Consider the following 19,593-nt stretch of genomic DNA (forward strand, 5'->3'; position numbering starts at 1 on the left):
GTGTTCAAAAAAACGAATTGATTTTATCGGTCTGATGAAAAAATACTTTCGCCATGCAGATCAAAGCGCTCGAAACATTTCTCTGTGTTGCGGAAACCGGCGGGTTCCATGCCGCCGCGCGCAGACTCAACGTGACTCAGACAGCTGTCAGCGCCCGTATCAAGCTGATTGAAGAGGAAACCGGCAAACCGCTGTTCACCCGGGGCGCCGGAGGCACCAACCTGACGGATTTCGGCCGACAGTTCCGGCCCTATGCCGAGCAGATGCTATCGCTCTGGTCCTTTGCCTCTCGTGATCTGCCGGATCAGACTCAGCACAGAATCGCGCTGCGTCTTGGCGCGCAGCTGAGCGTTTGGGATCCCTTACTGGTCGATCTGGCTGTCCGATACGAACAGCGTCTTGGCCAGTTGTTGCTGACGCTCAACTACGATCACGACCTCAACATGGTCGAGGCTGTCGCGACGCATGTACTGGACGCGGCACTCACCCACGAAAAACCCTCGGATCAACGTGTTCTGTACCAAGAACTGACGCCGGAATGCCTGTTGTTGGTTGAGACACCGGACAAGTCCGACGATCCGGTTTTCGTCAATCTGGAGCTGGGCGAGATCTATCAGGACCACGTGCGATCAACGGCGCGGAAAGCCTCGGGGCAGACGATTTTTCTGGGCAACTGCATGATGGCCCTGCGTTATGTTCTGCAACGTGGTGGGACTGGCTATTTTCCCGAATATGTCATTCGGGATCAGTTGAGCGCGGGAAAATTGACGCCGGTCGCCGGGGCGCTGGACCTGATGTTGCCGCTTTACCTTGTGACCAGGCGAGACAGCGATGCCTTTGAAGACGTGATGACGTGCCTGACCGATCTTCGCCAGTCCAGTTAGGCCTGAGACAAGGCTCCATTCGTCCCCCGTGATCGGGCACGTATCAATGGCCGCCCGGCGATCAGCAGGAACACACACGAGATCAGGATGCCGATAATGGCTGGCAAATAGAGCAGAATCCACAGTTTCGGATCTTCGATCACGACCGGTGAGACAAATCCCCGGACACCTTCTAGCAAGACCAGAATCGTGAAAGCTCCGAATATTTGCGGCCACAGACCGAAGCGCGAGAAACTGCCCAGCATCAGCGTCGAAAATCCGGCCATCGCCACAGCGATACAGATCGCGATCCACGAAAACCGCTGATGCAGTTCCTCGATCATCTGTCCCTCAGAGAAATACTCGGACGCCAAAATGGCATCGCGGTCCTGCAACAGCTCAATCGTCGGGATCGCCTCAAGGCTGCGGGCCGTCATGGTATCCGCGCTTGTGAGCGCGGAGATATCGTAGGATGCATCCTCAAACAGGGTCGAAGACAGCGTTCGGCCCTGCTGGTCCAGTCTCAGCGCGATCCCGTCGACCATCACCAGATGAATGCCTGTGCCGTTGTTGACCAGATAGGCCGTCTTGCTGGAATAACTGACCGGGCTTTCTTCATCCCGGCGGTCCGAAACAAAAACTTCGGACAGCGTACCGTCCAGATCAATTTCACCGATATACACCGTAACGCCCTGCGCAGGATGCAGGAACTCGCCCTCATTCAGTAGTTGCGCAGTGACATCACCGGCGACTTCGGCCTGGCGTTGTTCAAGTTGATCAACCGATGCGGGGCGCAGGAAAACACTGATCGCAGCCATCATCAGACCCGTCAGGATACCGAACAGGAACACCGCACGCCCCAGCCTCCATGGGCTGGTTCCGGTGGCCAGCATCACCGTCATCTCGCTTTCACGGCTGAGGCGGTTGGTGGCATAGACGGCAGCAGCAAACACGGCCATCGGCATTACGGTTCGGATCAGGGTCGGCAGGGTCAGCGCCGTGAATTCCAGAAACACGATCGCAGACTGACCGCCACTAATCACACGGTCGAACAGGCTGACGGAACGGGTGATCCAGAACACGCCGACAAGAACCAGAGTGAAGAAGCCGAACAGAATCAGCAATTGCCGCAGGAAATAACCGTCAAAGCGCGACATGAAACCTCTTTCGCCTGTCTGTCGTGGGCTGGACCATAGGCCATTCCCCAGGCGTAGGAAACCGGGATTGACCGAATTGCGCGGTTGCCGCCCCACTTGATGCCTAAACCAACGTTAATTTCTCCGACAGGCAAGGTTCAGCACGGCCACCAATCTGAATGTCAAGGACAGCCACCATGAAATGGAGGAGAATATGATGGCCTATGCTGACTTCATCACCGGAAACGGTGCATTTTCGAACCTCTTTGCGTCCGCAGAGGAAAGAAAGTCAAAGCGTGAAAGGAAAGCTGAGTACAAACGTAAACGGTGCGAAATCGACAGGATGTCGGAAAAGGAGCTAATGGATCTGGGCTATTGCAGACGCGACATGCACGAGATGGTTTACCGGCATTACTTCACGGGCTGAGTTCGGAGCCTTATTCCGGGCTGTGCGTTCGGCGTGACAAAAGCTCAACACAGCGTCACGCCGCGCGCCTAAAACCAGAAAGCTCCGCCTTAAGCACGAATTTCTAACGCGTATTCAGAGCCCGCAAGCCGCTCAATCCGGCAATACGTAAATGGTCAGGTAACACAATAGCTGGAAGCCGCCCTGAACCATGTGGTTTTCTTCCAGATCAAATTTCATGACGGTCTGGTCCGAGAGAAAGAAAGCCAGCCACAGCCCCAGCGAAACGATAAAGGCCATATCCACGCGGCGGAACCACAGCTCCGTGTGAGAGTAAGGTGTCCCCAAAGCGATCAGGAAAAGCCCCGCAGACAGCAATGCCCACAGAATGATCCCGATGAACAGTGAGACATTTATCGCTGTTGTGGAACCAAACTGCTCCAGTGTCTTCACAAGAAATGGATAATTGTGTCCGTCAAACCAAGGCGTCGACGTCACACCCAACAGCTCCAGCCCTCCGACGAAATCGGTCAGGAACGCCATAGCCCACCACAGGAACCAGAAAACCACCAACCCTTGCTTGAAGAAAACTCGCATTTGACCGCCCCCACGATCAGAATTTCCGAAATAATTGGAAAAGGATACGTTGTTTTCTCAAAAATCCAAAATCACAGGCCCAGCGGCACCGCTTACACGCGCGCATTGTTTCCGGTTATTTGGGAAATGGCAGGGGCAGCAGGGTTCGAACCCGCGACCTACGGTTTTGGAGACCGTCGCTCTACCAACTGAGCTATACCCCTAAGGTGCGCCTCAGATATGCCAGCCGCGCGGCGGACTCAAGAGGCTTTTTCAGATTCTGCGCGACTAATGCATCCGACAAACAAGTTGCGTGCAGCGTTGAGTTCTATAAGACACGGTTTGGTCAGTACGAGGGACCCCATCCGTGAGTATCCGCAAAAAAATCGCCGACAGCGAAGCCGTTCTGAACTGGGCAGCGCGACGCATCGCAAGCTATATCCGGATGGTCAATCGTAACACCCAATGGCAGCGGGTCGGCTATGAAGAGCTGGACCAGTTGGCCGAACAGGGTGAGCCGGTCATCGTGGTGCTTTGGCATCAACGACTAGCTCAGTCGCCGTATTTCTTTCCGCTCGACAAGGGGCAGATTTGTTCGATCACCTCGTCTGCAAGGGCAGGCAGCATGGTGGGGCGCGTTCAACAACTGTTCGGCATGGATACGATTGCGATGTCCAGCCACAAGCGTCATGTCGCGCTGTCGCGCGAGGTGCTGGGCAAGATGAAGCAAGGGATATCGATAGGGATTGCCGCCGACGGCCCACGCGGGCCAGAGCGAGTGTCTTCGACCGTGCCGCTGATCTGGGCGCGTACGTCTGGCAAACGGGTGTTCGGGATCACCTATTCGGCAAAGCACGGGCGCGAGGCAGGAACTTGGGACCGCCTGCTGATGCCCCGGCCCTGGCGCAACGAAGGCGTGTTCCTGTGTCGCGAATGGACGGATACCGTACCGCGCAAAGCGACGGAGGAGCAGATGGAAGAGCTTCGCCAGAGCCTCGAGAACCACATGAATGTCATCACTGCCGAGGCCGACCGAATGGTCGGTCGCGAACCGTGGTCGCCGGAAAGCTAACCGCCCCTAAGTCGCTGCATCAGGTATATTTCGCTGCCTTCGGGGATCGGTTCGGTCAGCCCCGTGGCAATGACACGCCCGTCAATAGCGATGGAAACACCCGCATCAATCGGCCCCTGAAGCTGCGGATGCACGCGCACGAGTTCGCGTAGCAGTTCGCCGGTGGTTTTGGCATCAACCTTGACCACCTGCTGGCCCCCGGTCAGAGACCGGAGGCCGGACCAGAGGTGGACCTTAACCATTGTCCTTCAGTGCCGCCAGAATGCGTGGCGGCGACATTGGCAATTGCCGCATCCGTACGCCTGCTGCATGCGAAACCGCGTTGGCGATCGCAGCCAAGGGCGGCACGATACCGGTTTCGCCCACACCACGAACGCCGAACGGGTGGCCGGGGTTTGGCACCTCGACAATCACCGTGTCGATCATCGGCAGGTCACTGGCAACCGGGATGCGGTAGTCGAGGAAGATCGAGTTCTGCAGGCGACCATCATCGCCATAGATATACTCTTCATTCAACGCCCAGCCGATGCCCTGCGCAGCACCACCTTGATATTGACCCTCCACATAGGTCGGGTGGATCGCCTTCCCTGCGTCCTGAATGACCGTGTAGCGGGTGATTGAGGTCTTGCCGGTCTCCGGATCAACTTCTGCATCGACGATATGGGTGCCAAACGACACGCCTGCGCCTTCGGGGGTGGCTTCGAAATGGCCTGAAATCGGACCGCCGGTCGCGCCCATATGGGCGGTGATGTCCGCCAGCGGGCGCGGGTCAAAATCACCCGCATTAGGGCCCGAGGGCACGGCACAGCCGTTTTCCCATTTCACCGCGTCGGTCGGAATTCCCCAACTGGCCGCCGCACGGGCACAGAGTTGTTCAACCGCGTGTTTGGCCGCCTTGATCGTCGCCAGACCGCTGGCGTAAGTCACGCGCGAGCCGTGGCTGACGTCATTATACCCCAGCGTGGCCGTATCGGCGATGGTGACACGGATGTTCTCGTACGGGATGCCTAGCACTTCGGCCGCCATCAGCGCCATCGATGCGCGTGAGCCGCCGATATCGGGTGTGCCTACCATCAACTGCGCCGAGCCGTCCTCAGAGAGCGCCAGCGACACCGAAGTCTCGCCACCATGGTTGAACCAGAACCCGCAGGAAATCCCGCGCCCCTGCCCCGGCTTCAGCGGCGCTGAATAGTGCGGGTGCGCTTTGGCGGCTTCCAGCGTCTCGACCAGGCCGATCCGTTCGTAGGTCGGACCATAGCTGGCCTTGGTGCCTTCATGCGCGGCGTTTTTCAGGCGCACATCAACCGGGTCCAGATCCAGTTTTTTGCACAGCTCATCAATCACCGACTCGACCGCAAAGGCCCCCATCGGCGCGCCCGGCGCGCGGTATGCGGCCTGCTTCGGACGGTTGGCCATGACGTCATAACCGATCTGCTTGACGTTGGTCAGGTTGTAGGGCGCGAAGGCGCACATGGCAGTCATGTCACCCGGCGCACCAGGGAACGCGCCACCCTGCAGACGGAACACGCCCTGAGCGGCCGAGATGGTGCCGTCCTTCTTCATCCCGATCTTGATGTCCATCGAAGCCGACGCGGTCGGACCGGTGGCTCGGAATACCTCGGACCGGCTCATCACGACCTTGACCGGGCGGTTGGCCTTGCGGCTCAGCGCCAGCGCAACCGGTTCGATGAAGACAGTCGTCTTGCCGCCGAACCCGCCGCCGATCTCGGATGCAGTCACGCGCAGTTGCGAGGTTTCGATCCCCAGCAACGCCGCGCAAGTCTTCTGCGCGATCCAGTGACCTTGGGTGGTGCACCACAGCTCACCCTTGCCGTCATTGCCCAGCATACCCAAGCAGGCGTGCGGTTCGATGTACCCCTGATGGGTCGCCTCAGTGACAAAGCTGTCCTCGATGACCAGATCAGCCTCGGCAAAGCCGGCTTCGACATCGCCGTGACCGCTTTCGTGGTAACGCACGACGTTCGGATGCATCCCTTCCGGGACCGAATAATCCGCGGCACCCTCGCGAATGACCGGCGCATCCGGCGCCATCGCTTTGTCCACATCGGTGACGTGGGGAAGCACCTCGTATTCAACCTCGATCAGTTTGAGCGCATCGCGCGCCGCCAACGCCGAAGTTGCCGCCACCGCTGCCACGGCGTGCCCGTCATACAGCGCCTTCTCCCCCGCCATGACGTTTTCCAGAACATTCCAGAACTCGCCTTCCAGACCGGGCTTGAACGGAACATCTGCAAAATCTGCGCGGGTCACGACAGCTTTGACGCCCTTATGCGCCTCGGCCTTCGAGGTGTCGATTTTCACGATCCGCGCATGGGCGTGGGGCGAGCGCAGGATCGCGCCGTGCAGCATGCCGGGGGCCGAGATATCAGCCCCGAACTTTGCGCGGCCTGTGACCTTGTCCAACCCGTCAGGACGGTTCGGGCGTGTGCCAACAAAGGTGAAGTCGGATTTGCGATCGTCGAGTGCCATTACGAAGCCTCCCGCAGTTCTTCGGCCGTTTCCATGACGGCACGAATGATCTTGTCATATCCGGTGCAGCGGCAAAGGTTGCCTGCCAGCCAGTACCGGGTTTCCTCTTCGGTCGGGTTGGGGTTCTTCTCCAGCAGCGACTTGGCCGCGACCAGAATACCCGGAGTGCAGATACCGCACTGAAGCGCAGCGTGTTCAATGAACTTTTTCTGCAGCGGGTGCAGAACATCACCATCCGCGATGCCCTCGACAGTTTCGATGGTTTTGCCATCCGCCTCAACGCCCAGCATCAAGCACGAACAGACCAGGCGGCCGTCGACCGAGACCGAACACGCGCCGCAATCGCCGGTGCCGCAGCCCTCTTTCGCGCCGGTCAGATTCAGCTTGTCGCGCAGGCAATCTAGCAGGGTTTCGCGCGGGTCGCACAGGTATTCGACCGCGTCGCCGTTTACAGTAGTGGATACGTGGAACTTGCTCATGCTTGCTCTCCCTTCGCACGGGCATAGGCGATTTTCGCGGCGCGTTTGGCCAGAACGCCAGCGACCTCGGTGCGGAATTCGATGGTGCCGCGCTTGTCGTCGATCGGGTTGCAGGCTGCGGAGGCCGCAGCTGCCAGCGCGTCCAGCGCGGCCTCATCCAGCGTGCTGCCGATGATGGCCTTCGCGCAGTCTTCGACCAGCAGAACGGTCGGGGCAACAGCGCCCAGCGACACGCGAGCCTCGGTGACAGTGTCGCCGTCCAGACGCAGGTTTACACCAACGCCGACAACGGCAATGTCCATCTCGGTGCGCGGGATAAACCGCAGATACGCGTCGCCGCCATTCTCGCCCCGGGCGGGAATGTGGACGGCCGAGATCAGTTCACCTTTGGCCAGTGACGTCTTGCCGGGACCGGTGGGGATATCCTCGACCGCAACCTCGCGGTCCCCCTCCGGTCCGGTCACCGTCACGGTCACACCTGCTGCAACCATGGCAGGCACGGAATCTGCCGCAGGCGATCCGTTGCACAGGTTGCCGGTCAGCGTCGCGCGCCCCTGCACCTGGGTCGAACCAATCAGGTCCATCGCCTCAACCACGCCGGGCCAGTCCCGGCCCAGTTCCGGGTGTTCGCTCATTTCTGCGCCGGTGGCAGCGACGCCCAGCGTCCAGCTGCCGTCGGCATTGCTGTTGATTTCGCTGACGCCGTCAATCTTTTTGATGTCGATCAGCGTATCGGGTGTCACCAGTTCCGAGCGCAGCTGCACCAGAACATCGGTGCCACCTGCCAGAAACCGTGTGATGCCCGTTGCGTTTGCAGCCAGGGCCGATGCCTCGGCAAAGCTGGCGGGGCTGTGATAATCCATGAAAATACCTCGCACCTGTTGATCAGGATTCACTGGGGTTCGCAGGGGACGTTAGTGCAGCAACCCCACGGCGTCCATGGCCGTAACGACCAATTTTTGTGTTTCACGAAGTCGTTTTCAGACCTCGGATCAGAGGTTGAGTTCGATCACACCGTCAGGTTCGGCCGCACGGCTTTGACACAGGATGATCGCATCCTCGCGCTGCTTGTTCGACAGGACAAAGTCCCGATGCTCAATTTCGCCGGAAATCACCCCGCATTTGCAGACCCCGCAGATACCGTCTGCGCATTTGACATCGACATGAATACCAGCCTCGTTCAGCACCTGAGCAGCGTCCTTGTCCTGAGGGACAGTCAGCTCCCTGCCCGACTTTGCTAGCTTCAGAGTGAAGGGGTGGTTCTCGTAGTCCGGCTGCTCGGGGACCGAGAAATACTCCAGATGCCGCGCCTCTTCGGGGAAACCCTGACGCTCGGCCGCTGCGATGACACCGTCCATGTATCGGTCCGGCCCGCACGTGTAGACGTGCCACCCCTGCTGATAGTTCGGCAGGACCGCATCCAAATCGGCGCGCGTGCCTTCGTCCGAGAAATGGTAATGCACGTGGTCCGACCAGGGCATCACCGCCAGATCGTCCAGATACCCGGCCCCGGCGCGTGTGCTGGCCGAGTAATGCAGCTCGAACGGCTTGCCCAGCGCGTACAGGCGATGCGCAAAGGCGATCATCGGGGTGATGCCGATGCCGCCACCCATCAGAAAGGTCTTGGTGGCGGCTTCCTCCAGTTCGAAATGATTGATGGGTTTCGAGATAAAAACCTTGCGGCCTTCGTTGAAAATCCGGTGCAACAGGGCCGAACCACCCCTCCCCTTATCTTCGCGCAGCACGCCGATCTGATAGACCGACCGGTCCGAAGGATCACCGGACATCGAATACTGACGCAGGAACTCGGGCGCAACCAGCACGTCCAGATGTGCGCCCGCTGTCCATCCCGGCAGGGGCGCACCGTCCAGCGATGAGAATTCGTATTTCGTAACATCGGCAGTCATCTTGTCGGCTTTGGTCAATTCGACCCGCATCACCGGAGCGTCGCCAGCGATTGAGTAACGATGCACGACAGACATGTCTCCGCTCGCCTTGCGGGACTTGTATTCCTCCGCAGTTACCATCGCCTCATAGGCTTCAATCCCGGCCTCGCGGTCCATCATAAAGGGATAAGGCCAGGGATGCGGAGCAAGATAGGCCGGGTAGACGGCCAGAGTCTGATCCTCGTATTTCAGGTCCAGATCCGTTTGCAGGTCGCGCCTGTTCAGTGGGTGTGCCGTCGGACGATAAGCGCCGTCCGACTGCAATTCGATATCCCACCACCATTTCTTGGTGTCGTTCAGCCCGCCATTGCCCACCGCATCATCCAGCTTAGCCAATGCAGGCGCGGCAGAGGGAATGTTCATCGCCGCCCAGCGAAATGGGCGCTCCTTGAAGATGCCTTCGAGGTTCCAAGGACAGGTTTTCATGCACCGCCCACACATCGCCCCACCCGGCGTCGTCACGCGGTACGTTGCGCATTTCTGGCTGTCGGATTTCCAGATTTCATAGCCGTTGAACATCAGCTTTGGGCCAGCGGTAATCGCCCCCGACGGGCATTCCCGCGCGCATTTGTTGCAGCTTTCGCAAAAGGTCTGAAGGCCGAAATCGATCGGTCGGTCATGACTCATAGGCATGTCGGTTGTCACCGCACCGGATTTCAGGCGGGGGCCAAGATAGGGGTTCAGGATGACCTCTCCGATCCTGCTGACCTCTCCCAATCCCGACAACAGCAGCAAAGGCGGCTGCAGCACCTCGCCATCCATGACCGTATGCGCCTTGGCCTTGTAGCCGAGGTTACGGATCTGCTGCGCGATCACACCGCCCAGCAAAGAGAACCGCAGATAGGCGCGCATAGACTGGGCAACGCTGATCCAATCGTCACCGCTGGCACCTTCCATGGTTTCATAGCCCTGATCGATGATCATACTGATGGCCTGATCGTGGGACGGGTTGATCTCTTCACCGGTAGCGTCATGAGAATACCATGCCCATTCCGGGCAGCGGCTGAGGCCCACGGCGTCAACGCCAAGGAAACAGGTCGCGGCCTTGATGTTCGCCGCATTTCGGTCGGCATCGGTTGGCTGCGACGCCTCGGCGCTTTCCCCGTCCTGCAACAACACGAAGGCCCCTAGCGCACGGCGTTGCGCGAAACTCGGGGCCGCTTTGCGCACGTAATGACCACCCTTGGCGGCGTCCTGAAGCGACTTGCCCATGTCGCCGAATTGAGCCCGCGCGAACATGTCGGCACGTTTGGGAACGCGGGCGACGTTTTCTTCATCGATGTAAGTGGTCGGTGCGTCGACGCGCTTGAGGTTCTCGAACGGATGGGCCCCGTCAACATAGCGTCGTTTGGCGTAGGCATCGCGGTTCAGCGCGTTCTTGGCAAACCCTGTTCCCAACCACCACGACGGGCCTTGCGTTCGGAACCACGGCTGTTGCGCCATTGGTTGCAACGGCAGATCGTGCGCAATCTCCATCTCGGTGGTCACAGCTGCCAGACCGAAACGCTTGCCCAACCACGGGACAACGGCCTCGCCACCCTCAACCGAGGCCAGACCCGCGGCCACCGCCAGCTCACCCAGATCGACCTCCGAGGACATCGAGGTATGCGCCCGCGCATCGAACCCCAGCAGCCGGATGTAATTGGCAATTACGACCGCATTCTCGGTCGCCAGCAGACAAGCGCGGTGATCCTGCGCGTCCATGATCCAATCCGTGCCCGGCTCATCCGGGTCGGGATCGCGGTTGTGCTCATACAGGAAGACGATGGCATGCCTGTGCGTGTCCATCGGCTTTGGCGCGGCCTCCATGCTTTCCTTGAGATCGGCCATAATAAGGTCGATCCCCGAGGCCAGCGTTTTGGTCTGCCGTGTGCGCAGCGCATGGGCCAGTCGGTCGATATCGGGATTGCGCCGTGGCTCGGTCAGCAACGCATCGGCTGGAAGCGGGCCGCAGCCCATCATGGACGCATCGTTGAAATAACCAAACGCCTTGAGGTGATCGGCGCGTGTGGCAGGGTCTGCTGGAATCTCGGACATAACCGGGTTCACAAACCCGTCCCGGATGGCGTCCATCATCGCCTGAAATTCGCCCATCGCGTTGACAATGCTCTGGGGCTGATGCGGGCGATGGAAACTGAGCGCGGGCATAGGCCGCAGGGATGACAAGTCCGGCATGGCCGTTTGCCGCGCCAACCGCTCCAGCGGATAGGGGCCCATATGGACCGGCCGGTTCTTGTCCGAGAAAAAGCGGATCCCCATCGCGCGCCTCCTGTTTCTGACTGTCACCTAATGCGCGGTGGACAGTAAATCCATTCATGAATAGTCATAGACAGTATGAACAAAACTGATTTCACGGAATTGGACGGCAAAGTCCTGCGTGTCTTCCTGACCATTCTCGAAGAAAGCTCGGTCTCTAAGGCAGCCGACCGCCTGGGCGTGACTCAATCGGCAATCAGCCATACGTTGTCCAAGCTAAGATCGGTTCTGGGCGATCCGCTGTTCGTCAGGTCGGGTCAGGGACTGACGCCGACCGAACGCGCGTTATCGCTGAAAGACCCCGTGCAACACGTGCTGGACGGAATGCGCGCGCTGACCGAAGACCGTCCGTTCGACCCGCTTTCCGAAGACATGACGTTTCAGATCGCCACAAACGACATGCCACGAGAACTGATCTTTCCCAAGTTGCTGCGTACGGTGCGGGCCGAAGGTGCGCGGCTGAGCCTGGGTTTTATTCCCTCCGGAGTTCCGGACTCTGACCTTTTGCGCAGCGATCGGTGCCAATTGATGTTGACCCCTTTGCCGCCGGACGGGCCTGACATCATTCAAAAACGCATCCTCAGCAGCCCGCTGATGATCTATTTTGATAGCGCACGGCGATACCCTCCGGACAGTTGGCAAACCTATTGCGAGACCGAGCATGTCGAGGTGAGGTTTACCGACGGGCGCAGTTCTCGCGCGGTTTTGCGGGGTGTCGATCAGAGCCAGATTAGGCCGCCTACAGTGACGCTGCCGCATTTCAACGCAATCACCTCTTTCGTGAAGGGCAGCGACCTGATTTCAACCGACACGGCCCTGATGAAACATGGTCCGCTGGCATCGCTGGATTGTGCGCCCCTGCCCTTCGAATGTGAGCCTGTCTCGATCTACATGGTCTGGCACCAACGGTCGTCCAACGACCCTGCGCATCGCTGGTTGCGGGAACGGATCGAAAGGATTGCAGGAACACTTCAGGTCTGAGACAGCAACCACTCTTTCATCAGCGCGACGAGCGTCGGTTGGCGGGGTTGTTTGGGGGTCACGATGTAAAACCCAAGGTCCTCGACCAATTCGTCGGGGATCGGGCGCACCAACTGCCCGGCCGCAAGTTGCGCCGAAACCAGAGGCTCGTTTGCCAGAGCCACCCCCTGATCCGACACTGCGGCATCGATTGCCAGACTGGTTTGGCTGAAACTCATCATCCTTGGCTTACCCGTAACACCCGCCCGCTGCAGGAATAACGGCCAAAGGCCGTGCGTGTCATTCAACAGCTTATGCTTCAGCAGGTCAGCAGGTTGGGAAATATCAACTGCGATCTTGGGGCTGCAGACCGGAACGAAGGTTGTTGAGAAAAGCGGCTCTGCTGCCAGACCAGGCCCAAAAGGCGCGCGCCCTTGGCGAACTGCAATGTCCACTCCATCCCCTTGAAAATTCGCGAGACGTTCCCGCGCATCGACCTGAACAGATATTTCAGGGTGCTGTTCTGTAAAGTCCTGAAGGCGCGGCACCAACCACTTTGATGCAAAGCTGGGCGTCACTGAAATGGTGATTTGTCGGTCGCCTGACAGGTCCTCAACGGCGTCTTCAATCAGCCGGAAAGCCCTGCGTAATGGCGCGTGAAAACGGCGACCTGCCTCGGTCAGCGCTAGGCCACGCGGCAGGCGATCAAATAGCTGAGTGGCCAAACGGGCCTCAAGCCCCCGCACCTGTTGGGCGACCGCACCTTGCGTTACGCCCAGTTCTTCCGCTGCCAAACGGAAATTAAGGTGCCGTGCCGATGCTTCAAAAGCCCGCAGGGCGTTCAGTGGAGGGAGAGCGGCCATCACATTACTCAGTAGTTTTTCTACACCATAAGGTCAGCAGAACTGATTGGTCAATCCGACCGGCAGCGCCCACTTTAGAACAATCAACGAATGGAGATTTCACATGACCAAAGTGGCGCTGATTACGGCTGGTGGAAGTGGCATGGGCGCAGATTCCGCCCGGAGGTTGGCCGCGGACGGGTTCAAGGTTGGCATTCTGTCCTCTTCGGGCAAAGGCGAAGCCCTGGCACACGAGTTGGGTGGAGTGGGCGTAACGGGGTCGAACCAGTCAAACGATGATCTGCAAAAGCTGGTTGATGCGGCGATGGCCCATTGGGGGCGGGTCGACGTCCTGGTCAACTCGGCCGGTCACGGGCCACGCGCGCCGGTGCTGGAGCTGACAGATGAGGACTGGCACACCGGCATGGACGTCTATTTCATGAACGCCGTCCGCCCGACGCGTCTGGTGACACCGATTATGCAGGCGCAGGGCGGCGGGTCGATCATCAACATCTCGACCTTCGCCGCGTTCGAACCCGATCCGGTTTTCCCAACTTCTGGCGTGTTCCGCGCAGGTTTGGCTGCGTTCACCAAGCTGTTCTCGGATCAGTATGCTGCCGACAATATCCGTATGAACAACGTCCTGCCCGGTTTCATCGACAGCCTGCCTGAGAAAAAAGAATTCCGCGCCCGCATCCCGCTGGGCCGCTACGGACGCAGCTATGACGAGATCGCCTCGGTCGTAGCCATGCTGGCCTCCGAGGGCGGCGGCTATATCACCGGCCAAAACATTCGGGTTGATGGCGGCATCACGCGTGCGGTCTGAGGTTAGAACCGCGCTTTGATAAAATGAGTCAGCGCCGCGCCGGTTTCGAAATACGCGCGGCGCAGGCCGGTCCAGTTTTCGCGATGGTCCATCACTGCGGGCACGGGCAACATACTCTGGTCCTCTTTCAGCAGACTTTCTGCAGCGAGGCGACCGAAGACGGTGCCCGGTCCGATCCCACGGCCCGAATAGCCGTGAATTGACAAGGCATTGGGGCCGATCCGTGTGATCTTCGGAATATGATCCGAGGTCATTGCGATGCGCCCGTGCCATCCTTCGACCAGTGGCTGATCCGCCAATTGCGGGTAGAGCTGCGCCAGTTTGCGCTTGATCCAGCTTTTATGAATCGTGCCGCCTACTTGGTCCAGGTCGCCCATAGCCCCGATGATAAACCGCCCTTCTTGATCCATCCTGAACGAGGTCATGATCAGGCCGGTATCCCAACAACCTTCGCCCCCCGGCAGGACACTGGCCCGCAGGTTGTCTGGAAGAGGAGCCGTTGCGTACTGAAAGTAATAAACCGGCACATAAGCAGGGGCAGTGTCGGTCAGGTCGCGATGATACGCATTGGTCGCTTGCACTACCGATTTGGCGCGCACCGTTCCCTTTGCCGTGTTCAGCACCCAAACGCCTTCCACATGTTGCATCGACTGAACCGGGTTTTGCGTAAGGGTAAGTGCACCCGCTTCGACAGCTGCGCGCGCCAAGCCACGGACGTATGCCAAGGGCTGTATCGTCCCTGCGCGCGGGTCGAACAGAGCTCCGTGGAAAGCCGCACTGCCTGTGCGCTGACCCGCCTGCTCTGCAGACAGCAGTTCAACCGGCGCGCCGGCGGCGCTCAACTGCGCTTGGCGTGCCTGCAGATCACGAAAGCCCGCCGCAGAATGCGCGCAGTGCAGAGTGCCGTTGCGCACTGGTTCGCAATCTATCCCATGCTGGTCGATCAGGTCGAACACCTCTGACGGCGCTGCTGCCAACAAGTCAATCAGGTGATCCCCTGCTTCATCTCCCAAATGCGCGCGGATCTCAGCGGGTGGCAACCACAGCCCTGCGTTTACCAACCCGACATTGCGCCCGGACCCGCCGTGCCCGATTTCCTGCGCCTCAAGCAAGCAGACCGACGCCCCGGATTTCGCGGCCGTCAGGGCCGCAGAGCAACCGGTATAGCCGCCACCGATCACCGCCAGATCGACCGATACGTCACCGGCCGAAACGCTGGGTTCGACATGCTCGCGGCAGGTTTTCAGCCAGAGGGACTGGTCGTGGTCGCTCACTTCACGCTCCTTGAATTTGCGCGGATCATCGAGGCAGTCTCAGCCAGTTGCAAGCACCCGTTGATCGTCGCGTCCCATGGCGATCAGGAAAGGTTGTGCATCCTGTTTTGCCTGGAACGCCGCCTTGTCGCCCATACCACCCCAATCCGCCAGAACAAGGGACTGCGCCACCGCACCACCCAACGTCGCGCCGGGACCGGTGACAATGAACAAATCAGGCGCGAACTCATGCGCCGCTGTCTGAATTGCACGGGTAAAGTCGTAGGCCTCGGTCACCTGATTCCCCAATGTGTAATCCCACAACGCTTCGGTATCCGTAGCACCGGGCCACCAGATCTTCCCGCGCCCATCAATCAAGGGTTGCTTGGGCTGACCAAACAGATCAGCGCCCAGTCTCGCCCGCCCCTCAGCCGCGACCGGAGCCTGCAAGGACGTGTGAAACGCGGCATGGTTCGCCAAACGCATCGGAAAACGATCCTGCACTGTGGGTTGCGAAGCTTCGAACGCCTTTAGCCCCTTTTCGTTACCCGCAAGGACCAGCATTCCACCCAGATCAATGGACAGCGCGAGATCATGACCATCCATCGCATTGATACCCCGCACATCCGCCAGCAGGTCAGCTTTGCGGGTAACGTCATCAGCCCAATCGTCACCAACAAAGGGGTAAACCAACTGACCACCGATCAAGTGTTCCTGCATCAGCGTGCCCATCGTGTTTACGACACGGAATCCATTTTCAGGGGACAACGCTCCGGCGGCGGCCAGTGCAATATACCAACCCATCGAGTTGCCAGTGACTGCGACCACCTCGATATCGTCTGCCAGCACCTGCGCGTCCGCCAGCGAGGCAGCGTAGATCAATGGGGAGGCGACATCTCCGCGGGAATACCTGGACACCGTGTAACGCGCTGCGCCGTCCAGCGCGGTCACTGCATCCTGTCCGGCCTCGGCGCGGATGGCGTCAAAACCTTGGAGCATCTCCATCCGATCTGCGTGGTGGCGGTGCAGATATCCCAGTTCTGGTTTGTTGTAAGTGCCGCGACCAGGGCATATGACGACTGCGGTGCGAGTCATGCGCGGCCTCCGGTCAGTTTGAGTGCGGCTGAGACAATTCCGTCCTTTGACGGCAACGGTGCGGCATAGGCAGGGCCAGTTGCGATAAAACAGTCTTCGGCCACAACGCGCGCCGTCGGGACGTCCCTATTGTCTTCGTTGAAAAAGGTCATCAACGCCTCGGACTGGCTACCTGTGCGGCGGCATTCGTCGACGATCAGGATATGATCGCAACCCTTGGTGGCCTCGCGCAATGCGTCGACCGGCAGTGGGGCAAGCCAGCGCATATCGATGATCCGGGGATTCAAACCTGCGGCTTCCAGCTCGGGCAGCGCCTGTTTCGACAGAAAATGGCCGTTGCCGTAGGTGACGATGGCCAGATCTGTGCCCTTGCCGTGCACGCCGACTTCGCCCAGAGCGATACGTTGATCTGGCGAAGGATAGGTGGTCATCCACCCGGCATCCTGCGCCTCATGCAGATCGCGCATCGGGTAGAGCGCAATGGGTTCCAGAAAGACAACTACACGCTGCTCTTCGCGGGCCAGCCGCACGCATTCGCGCAACATTTGCGCCGCGTCTGCACCCGTGGACGGGCAGGCTATGATCACGCCGGGAATATCCCGCAGAACGGCCAGTGAATTGTCGTTGTGGAAATGACCGCCAAAGCCCTTCTGATACCCAAGACCGGCGATCCGCAGAACCATCGGGTTGGTGAACTGCCCATTCGAGAAAAACGGCAGGGTCGCAGCTTCGCCCCTGATCTGGTCCTCGGCATTGTGCAGATAGGCAAGAAATTGGATTTCGGGGATCGGAATAAACCCGTTGTGCCCCATACCGATGGCGAGCCCCAGAATGGACTGCTCGTCCAGCAGGGTATCGATTACCCGATCCGGTCCAAAGCGCTGCTGCAGTTTCTGGGTCACGCCGTAAACGCCACCTTTGCGACCAACATCTTCGCCCATACACACGATCTCACTATGTTCCAGCATAAGATCGGTCAGCGCCCAATTGATCAGACGGCTCATGGGCTGCGGGTCGTCCATAGCGCGCATGTCTCCGCCGAAGGCCTTGGCGCGCGTCTCGATACTGGGGCCGTTGGTGGATTTGCAGGTACGTTTCGGCGGGATCAGGCTGGCCATGACTTCAGACGCGTTGGCCAGATGCGGCCGGGTCGCGGCCTCGGCAGCGATCCGGTCGGTCCGATCACACGTGTCCTGATAGATTTTCAGCGCTTTATCCGGGGTCAACGCCCCTGCCTGATCCAACAGGCGCACAGTATGCAGCAACGGATCATTGGCCTCATCCGCCTCAACCTCGGACTTGGGAAGGTAGGTGGTGGGCACGTCCGCCCCGGCATGGCCGTAAAGGCGAACGGTTTTGAGATGCAGGAACGCCGGTTTGCGGCGGGTGCGGACGTATTCCGCGGCCTCTTTGGCCACCGCAAAGGTTTCATAGATATCCAGACCGTTTGCCTGAAAGTACTTGATCCCCGGACGATGCTCCATCGAGGCCTGAATCCAGCCTTTGGGCGTTTTGACCGAAATTCCGATCCCGTTGTCCTCACACACGAACAACAGCGGCAAGGGCGTCGACTGAACACTGGTCCAGCCCGCTGTGTTGATCGCGCCTTGAGCGGTAGAATGGTTGGCTGAGGCATCGCCAAACGAGCACATCGCGATGCCATCCAAAGGCAACTCCCTGTGTTCAGGATCGTGCCGTCGCGCCGCACCCAGTGAATAGGCCGCACCTACCGCCTTGGGCAAGTGACTGGCAATGGTCGAGGTCTGGGGTGGAATCGTCAGCGCCTTGGAACCCAGCACCTTGTGCCGGCCACCCGAGGTTGGATCCTCTTTCGAGCAGGCAAAGCTGAGCAACATATCCCATGCGATCTGCTGACCCGGAACCTGCTCGGCCCGTGCAATCTGGAATGCCGCGTCCCGGTAGTGAAGAAAGGCGATATCGGTCGGGCGTAGGGCATGTGCCACGGCAGCCATCCCTTCGTGGCCCGAGGAGCCGATGGTATAGAACCCCTGCCCGGCCTTCTGCATTGCGCGGCTGGTCCGGTCTAACGCTCGGCTTAAGACCTGCGACCGGAACAACGACACGGCGTCCGCATTGCTTAGTCCCGGTTGAGGGTCAGCTCCTTCGGGAAAGTCGCGCTTGGCAACACGGGTCAGGAAATTCTCGTGAACGATCTGGGCGCGGTCCATTGGATAATCCCGGTCTTCGTTGATTACAGTTTGGCGGTGGCGTCCGCGATACGGCGCACCCCTTCTTGCAGGCTTTCGGCGGCATAGGCAAAAGAAAGCCGCAGATGCCCTGGCATCCCGAACGCGCGTCCGGGTACAAGCGCCACGCCCGCCTCATCCAGCAGATAGCGGCAGAATTCGTGATCTACGGGCATTTTCTCAGGCGTTTTGGGAAAGACGTAGAACGCTCCATCCGGAACAGCACATTCCAGTCCGGCGGCATTCAGCCCCTCAACGACAAGATCTCGACGCGCCTGCATCGCATGGCGGCGCTCCTCCAACACATCCTGCGGGCCAGTAACAGCCTCCAAAGCAGCCGCTTGCGCGATTGAACACGCACCCGAGGTGATCTGCCCCTGCACCGCGATCATCGCCTTGATTAATGCGGCAGGCCCGACGCCCCACCCGATACGCCAGCCAGTCATGGAATAGGCCTTGGATACGCCGTTCACGATCAGGGTTCGGTCTGCCAACTCAGGTACAGCCTCCACGAACGGGGCAAAAGGAACATAGGAAAGGTGGCGATAAATCTCGTCTGAAATCACCCAGACCTGCGGGTTGTTTTGCAAGACCGCGCCCAGCGCCCGCAATTCCGCCTGAGTGTAAACCGCGCCGGTGGGATTCGACGGCGTGTTAAGCAGCAGCCATCTCGTTCGCGGCGTGATCGCGGCCTCCAGTTGTTCCGGTGTCAACTTGAACTCCTGCGAGGCCGGGCAGCTCAGTACGACAGGAACCCCGCCTGCCAGCCTGACCATATCCGCATAGCTTGTCCAGAACGGCGCAGCTGTAATCACCTCGTCGCCGGCGTTCAGGGTCGCCACCATCGCGCCGGAAAGAACCTGTTTGGCGCCAGTTGACACGATCACGTTCTCTGTCCGCACGTGAGCCTGGGTGGCAATAGCCGCACGGAGTGTCGGCGTTCCGGCCGTTGCAGGGTACCGTGTCTGACCTTCAAGCGCCGCCCGATTTGCAGCCTCAACCACATGCGGTGGGGTCGGAAAATCGGGCTCACCCGTGCTGAGTGCAATCACATCCACACCTTGCGCCCGAAGACGAGCTGCGTGTTCCGAGATTCTGACGATTTCCGATAGCTCGATTCCTTTCAGCCTTTCCGCAGGCTGAAACTCTTCAATGCTGCTCACGAGTGTCATTGGCCAAATCCGAA

Annotated in this window: 17 protein-coding genes and 1 tRNA gene; 5 read left to right on the forward strand and 13 right to left on the reverse strand. The window is 59.5% G+C overall.

What is annotated here, in order from left to right; genetic code table 11:
• The first annotated feature begins 53 nt into the window (after positions 1-53).
• Positions 54-884 carry a LysR family transcriptional regulator gene (locus MHN28_RS14745; RefSeq protein WP_239342826.1) on the forward strand — a complete coding sequence of 277 codons (831 nt, stop codon included), beginning with the start codon at positions 54-56 and terminating at the stop codon, positions 882-884.
• On the opposite strand, the gene lptF is transcribed toward MHN28_RS14745, so the two are convergent.
• Complete coding sequence (lptF, locus tag MHN28_RS14750) at positions 881-2,020, reverse strand: LPS export ABC transporter permease LptF (protein WP_239342837.1); 1,140 nt, start codon at positions 2,018-2,020, stop codon at positions 881-883. The two genes, MHN28_RS14745 and lptF, sit on opposite strands and share 4 nt — an antisense overlap.
• Positions 2,021-2,216: 196 nt before the next feature.
• Here lptF and MHN28_RS14755 point away from each other — a divergent pair, with 196 nt between their 5' ends.
• Entirely contained in the window at positions 2,217-2,426 is a 210-nt protein-coding gene (locus tag MHN28_RS14755; RefSeq protein WP_239342839.1) for a hypothetical protein, read from the forward strand.
• A gap of 132 nt (positions 2,427-2,558) precedes the next feature.
• Here the strand turns inward: MHN28_RS14755 and MHN28_RS14760 are convergent, their stop codons facing one another.
• Together MHN28_RS14760 and MHN28_RS14765 are read right to left on the reverse strand one after the other, a co-directional pair.
• Entirely contained in the window at positions 2,559-3,002 is a 444-nt protein-coding gene (locus tag MHN28_RS14760; RefSeq protein ID WP_239342840.1) for a hypothetical protein, read from the reverse strand.
• Between the two features lie 127 nt (positions 3,003-3,129).
• Positions 3,130-3,205: transfer RNA gene (locus tag MHN28_RS14765), tRNA-Trp, on the reverse strand.
• A 143-nt stretch (positions 3,206-3,348) separates the two neighbouring features.
• Here MHN28_RS14765 and MHN28_RS14770 point away from each other — a divergent pair.
• The gene (locus MHN28_RS14770) at positions 3,349-4,053 is read left to right on the forward strand and encodes a DUF374 domain-containing protein (RefSeq protein WP_239342850.1); all 705 of its coding nucleotides are present in this window, start codon (positions 3,349-3,351) and stop codon (positions 4,051-4,053) included.
• On the opposite strand, the gene MHN28_RS14775 is transcribed toward MHN28_RS14770, so the two are convergent.
• The 5 genes from MHN28_RS14775 to MHN28_RS14795 form a co-directional block, all read right to left on the reverse strand.
• Entirely contained in the window at positions 4,050-4,295 is a 246-nt protein-coding gene (locus tag MHN28_RS14775) for a MoaD/ThiS family protein (protein ID WP_239342852.1), read from the reverse strand. The genes MHN28_RS14770 and MHN28_RS14775 overlap by 4 nt on opposite strands.
• Complete coding sequence (locus tag MHN28_RS14780; protein WP_239342854.1) at positions 4,288-6,543, reverse strand: xanthine dehydrogenase family protein molybdopterin-binding subunit; 2,256 nt, start codon at positions 6,541-6,543, stop codon at positions 4,288-4,290. Before MHN28_RS14780 ends, MHN28_RS14775 begins: the two co-directional genes overlap by 8 nt.
• On the reverse strand, positions 6,543-7,022 hold the full coding sequence (locus tag MHN28_RS14785) for a (2Fe-2S)-binding protein (protein ID WP_239342856.1): 480 nt from the start codon (positions 7,020-7,022) through the stop codon (positions 6,543-6,545). Before MHN28_RS14785 ends, MHN28_RS14780 begins: the two co-directional genes overlap by 1 nt.
• Positions 7,019-7,885 carry a xanthine dehydrogenase family protein subunit M gene (locus MHN28_RS14790; RefSeq protein WP_239342858.1) on the reverse strand — a complete coding sequence of 289 codons (867 nt, stop codon included), beginning with the start codon at positions 7,883-7,885 and terminating at the stop codon, positions 7,019-7,021. Before MHN28_RS14790 ends, MHN28_RS14785 begins: the two co-directional genes overlap by 4 nt.
• 129 nt (positions 7,886-8,014) lie before the next feature.
• A complete protein-coding gene (locus MHN28_RS14795) occupies positions 8,015-11,227 on the reverse strand; it encodes a reductive dehalogenase (protein ID WP_239342875.1) in 3,213 nt (1,070 codons plus the stop codon).
• 75 nt (positions 11,228-11,302) lie between these two features.
• On the opposite strand from MHN28_RS14795, the gene MHN28_RS14800 reads away from it, so the two are divergent.
• The gene (locus MHN28_RS14800) at positions 11,303-12,205 is read left to right on the forward strand and encodes a LysR family transcriptional regulator (RefSeq protein WP_239342877.1); all 903 of its coding nucleotides are present in this window, start codon (positions 11,303-11,305) and stop codon (positions 12,203-12,205) included.
• Here MHN28_RS14800 and MHN28_RS14805 read toward each other — a convergent pair.
• Positions 12,196-13,047: a LysR substrate-binding domain-containing protein gene (locus MHN28_RS14805; RefSeq protein WP_239342879.1), complete on the reverse strand. Its 852-nt coding sequence runs from the start codon at positions 13,045-13,047 to the stop codon at positions 12,196-12,198. The two genes, MHN28_RS14800 and MHN28_RS14805, sit on opposite strands and share 10 nt — an antisense overlap.
• A 103-nt stretch (positions 13,048-13,150) precedes the next feature.
• Here MHN28_RS14805 and MHN28_RS14810 point away from each other — a divergent pair, with 103 nt between their 5' ends.
• Positions 13,151-13,852, forward strand: coding sequence for an SDR family oxidoreductase (locus MHN28_RS14810; RefSeq protein WP_239342890.1), 702 nt, complete (start codon positions 13,151-13,153; stop codon positions 13,850-13,852).
• Between the two features lie 2 nt (positions 13,853-13,854).
• Here MHN28_RS14810 and MHN28_RS14815 read toward each other — a convergent pair whose 3' ends face one another.
• The 4 genes from MHN28_RS14815 to MHN28_RS14830 are packed head-to-tail and all read right to left on the reverse strand — an operon-like array spanning position 13,855 to position 19,579.
• Complete coding sequence (locus MHN28_RS14815; RefSeq protein ID WP_239342892.1) at positions 13,855-15,126, reverse strand: FAD-binding oxidoreductase; 1,272 nt, start codon at positions 15,124-15,126, stop codon at positions 13,855-13,857.
• Between the two features lie 39 nt (positions 15,127-15,165).
• A complete protein-coding gene (locus tag MHN28_RS14820; protein ID WP_239342894.1) occupies positions 15,166-16,200 on the reverse strand; it encodes an ACP S-malonyltransferase in 1,035 nt (344 codons plus the stop codon).
• On the reverse strand, positions 16,197-18,389 hold the full coding sequence (locus tag MHN28_RS14825; RefSeq protein ID WP_239342896.1) for a dehydrogenase E1 component subunit alpha/beta: 2,193 nt from the start codon (positions 18,387-18,389) through the stop codon (positions 16,197-16,199). The genes MHN28_RS14820 and MHN28_RS14825 overlap by 4 nt, the downstream gene beginning before the upstream one ends.
• 23 nt (positions 18,390-18,412) lie before the next feature.
• Positions 18,413-19,579, reverse strand: coding sequence for a pyridoxal phosphate-dependent aminotransferase (locus tag MHN28_RS14830; protein ID WP_239342898.1), 1,167 nt, complete (start codon positions 19,577-19,579; stop codon positions 18,413-18,415).
• Between the last annotated feature and the right edge of the window lie 14 nt (positions 19,580-19,593).

Origin of the sequence: Ruegeria sp. Ofav3-42 (assembly GCF_022347725.1) — a bacterium.
GTDB lineage: Bacteria > Pseudomonadota > Alphaproteobacteria > Rhodobacterales > Rhodobacteraceae > Ruegeria.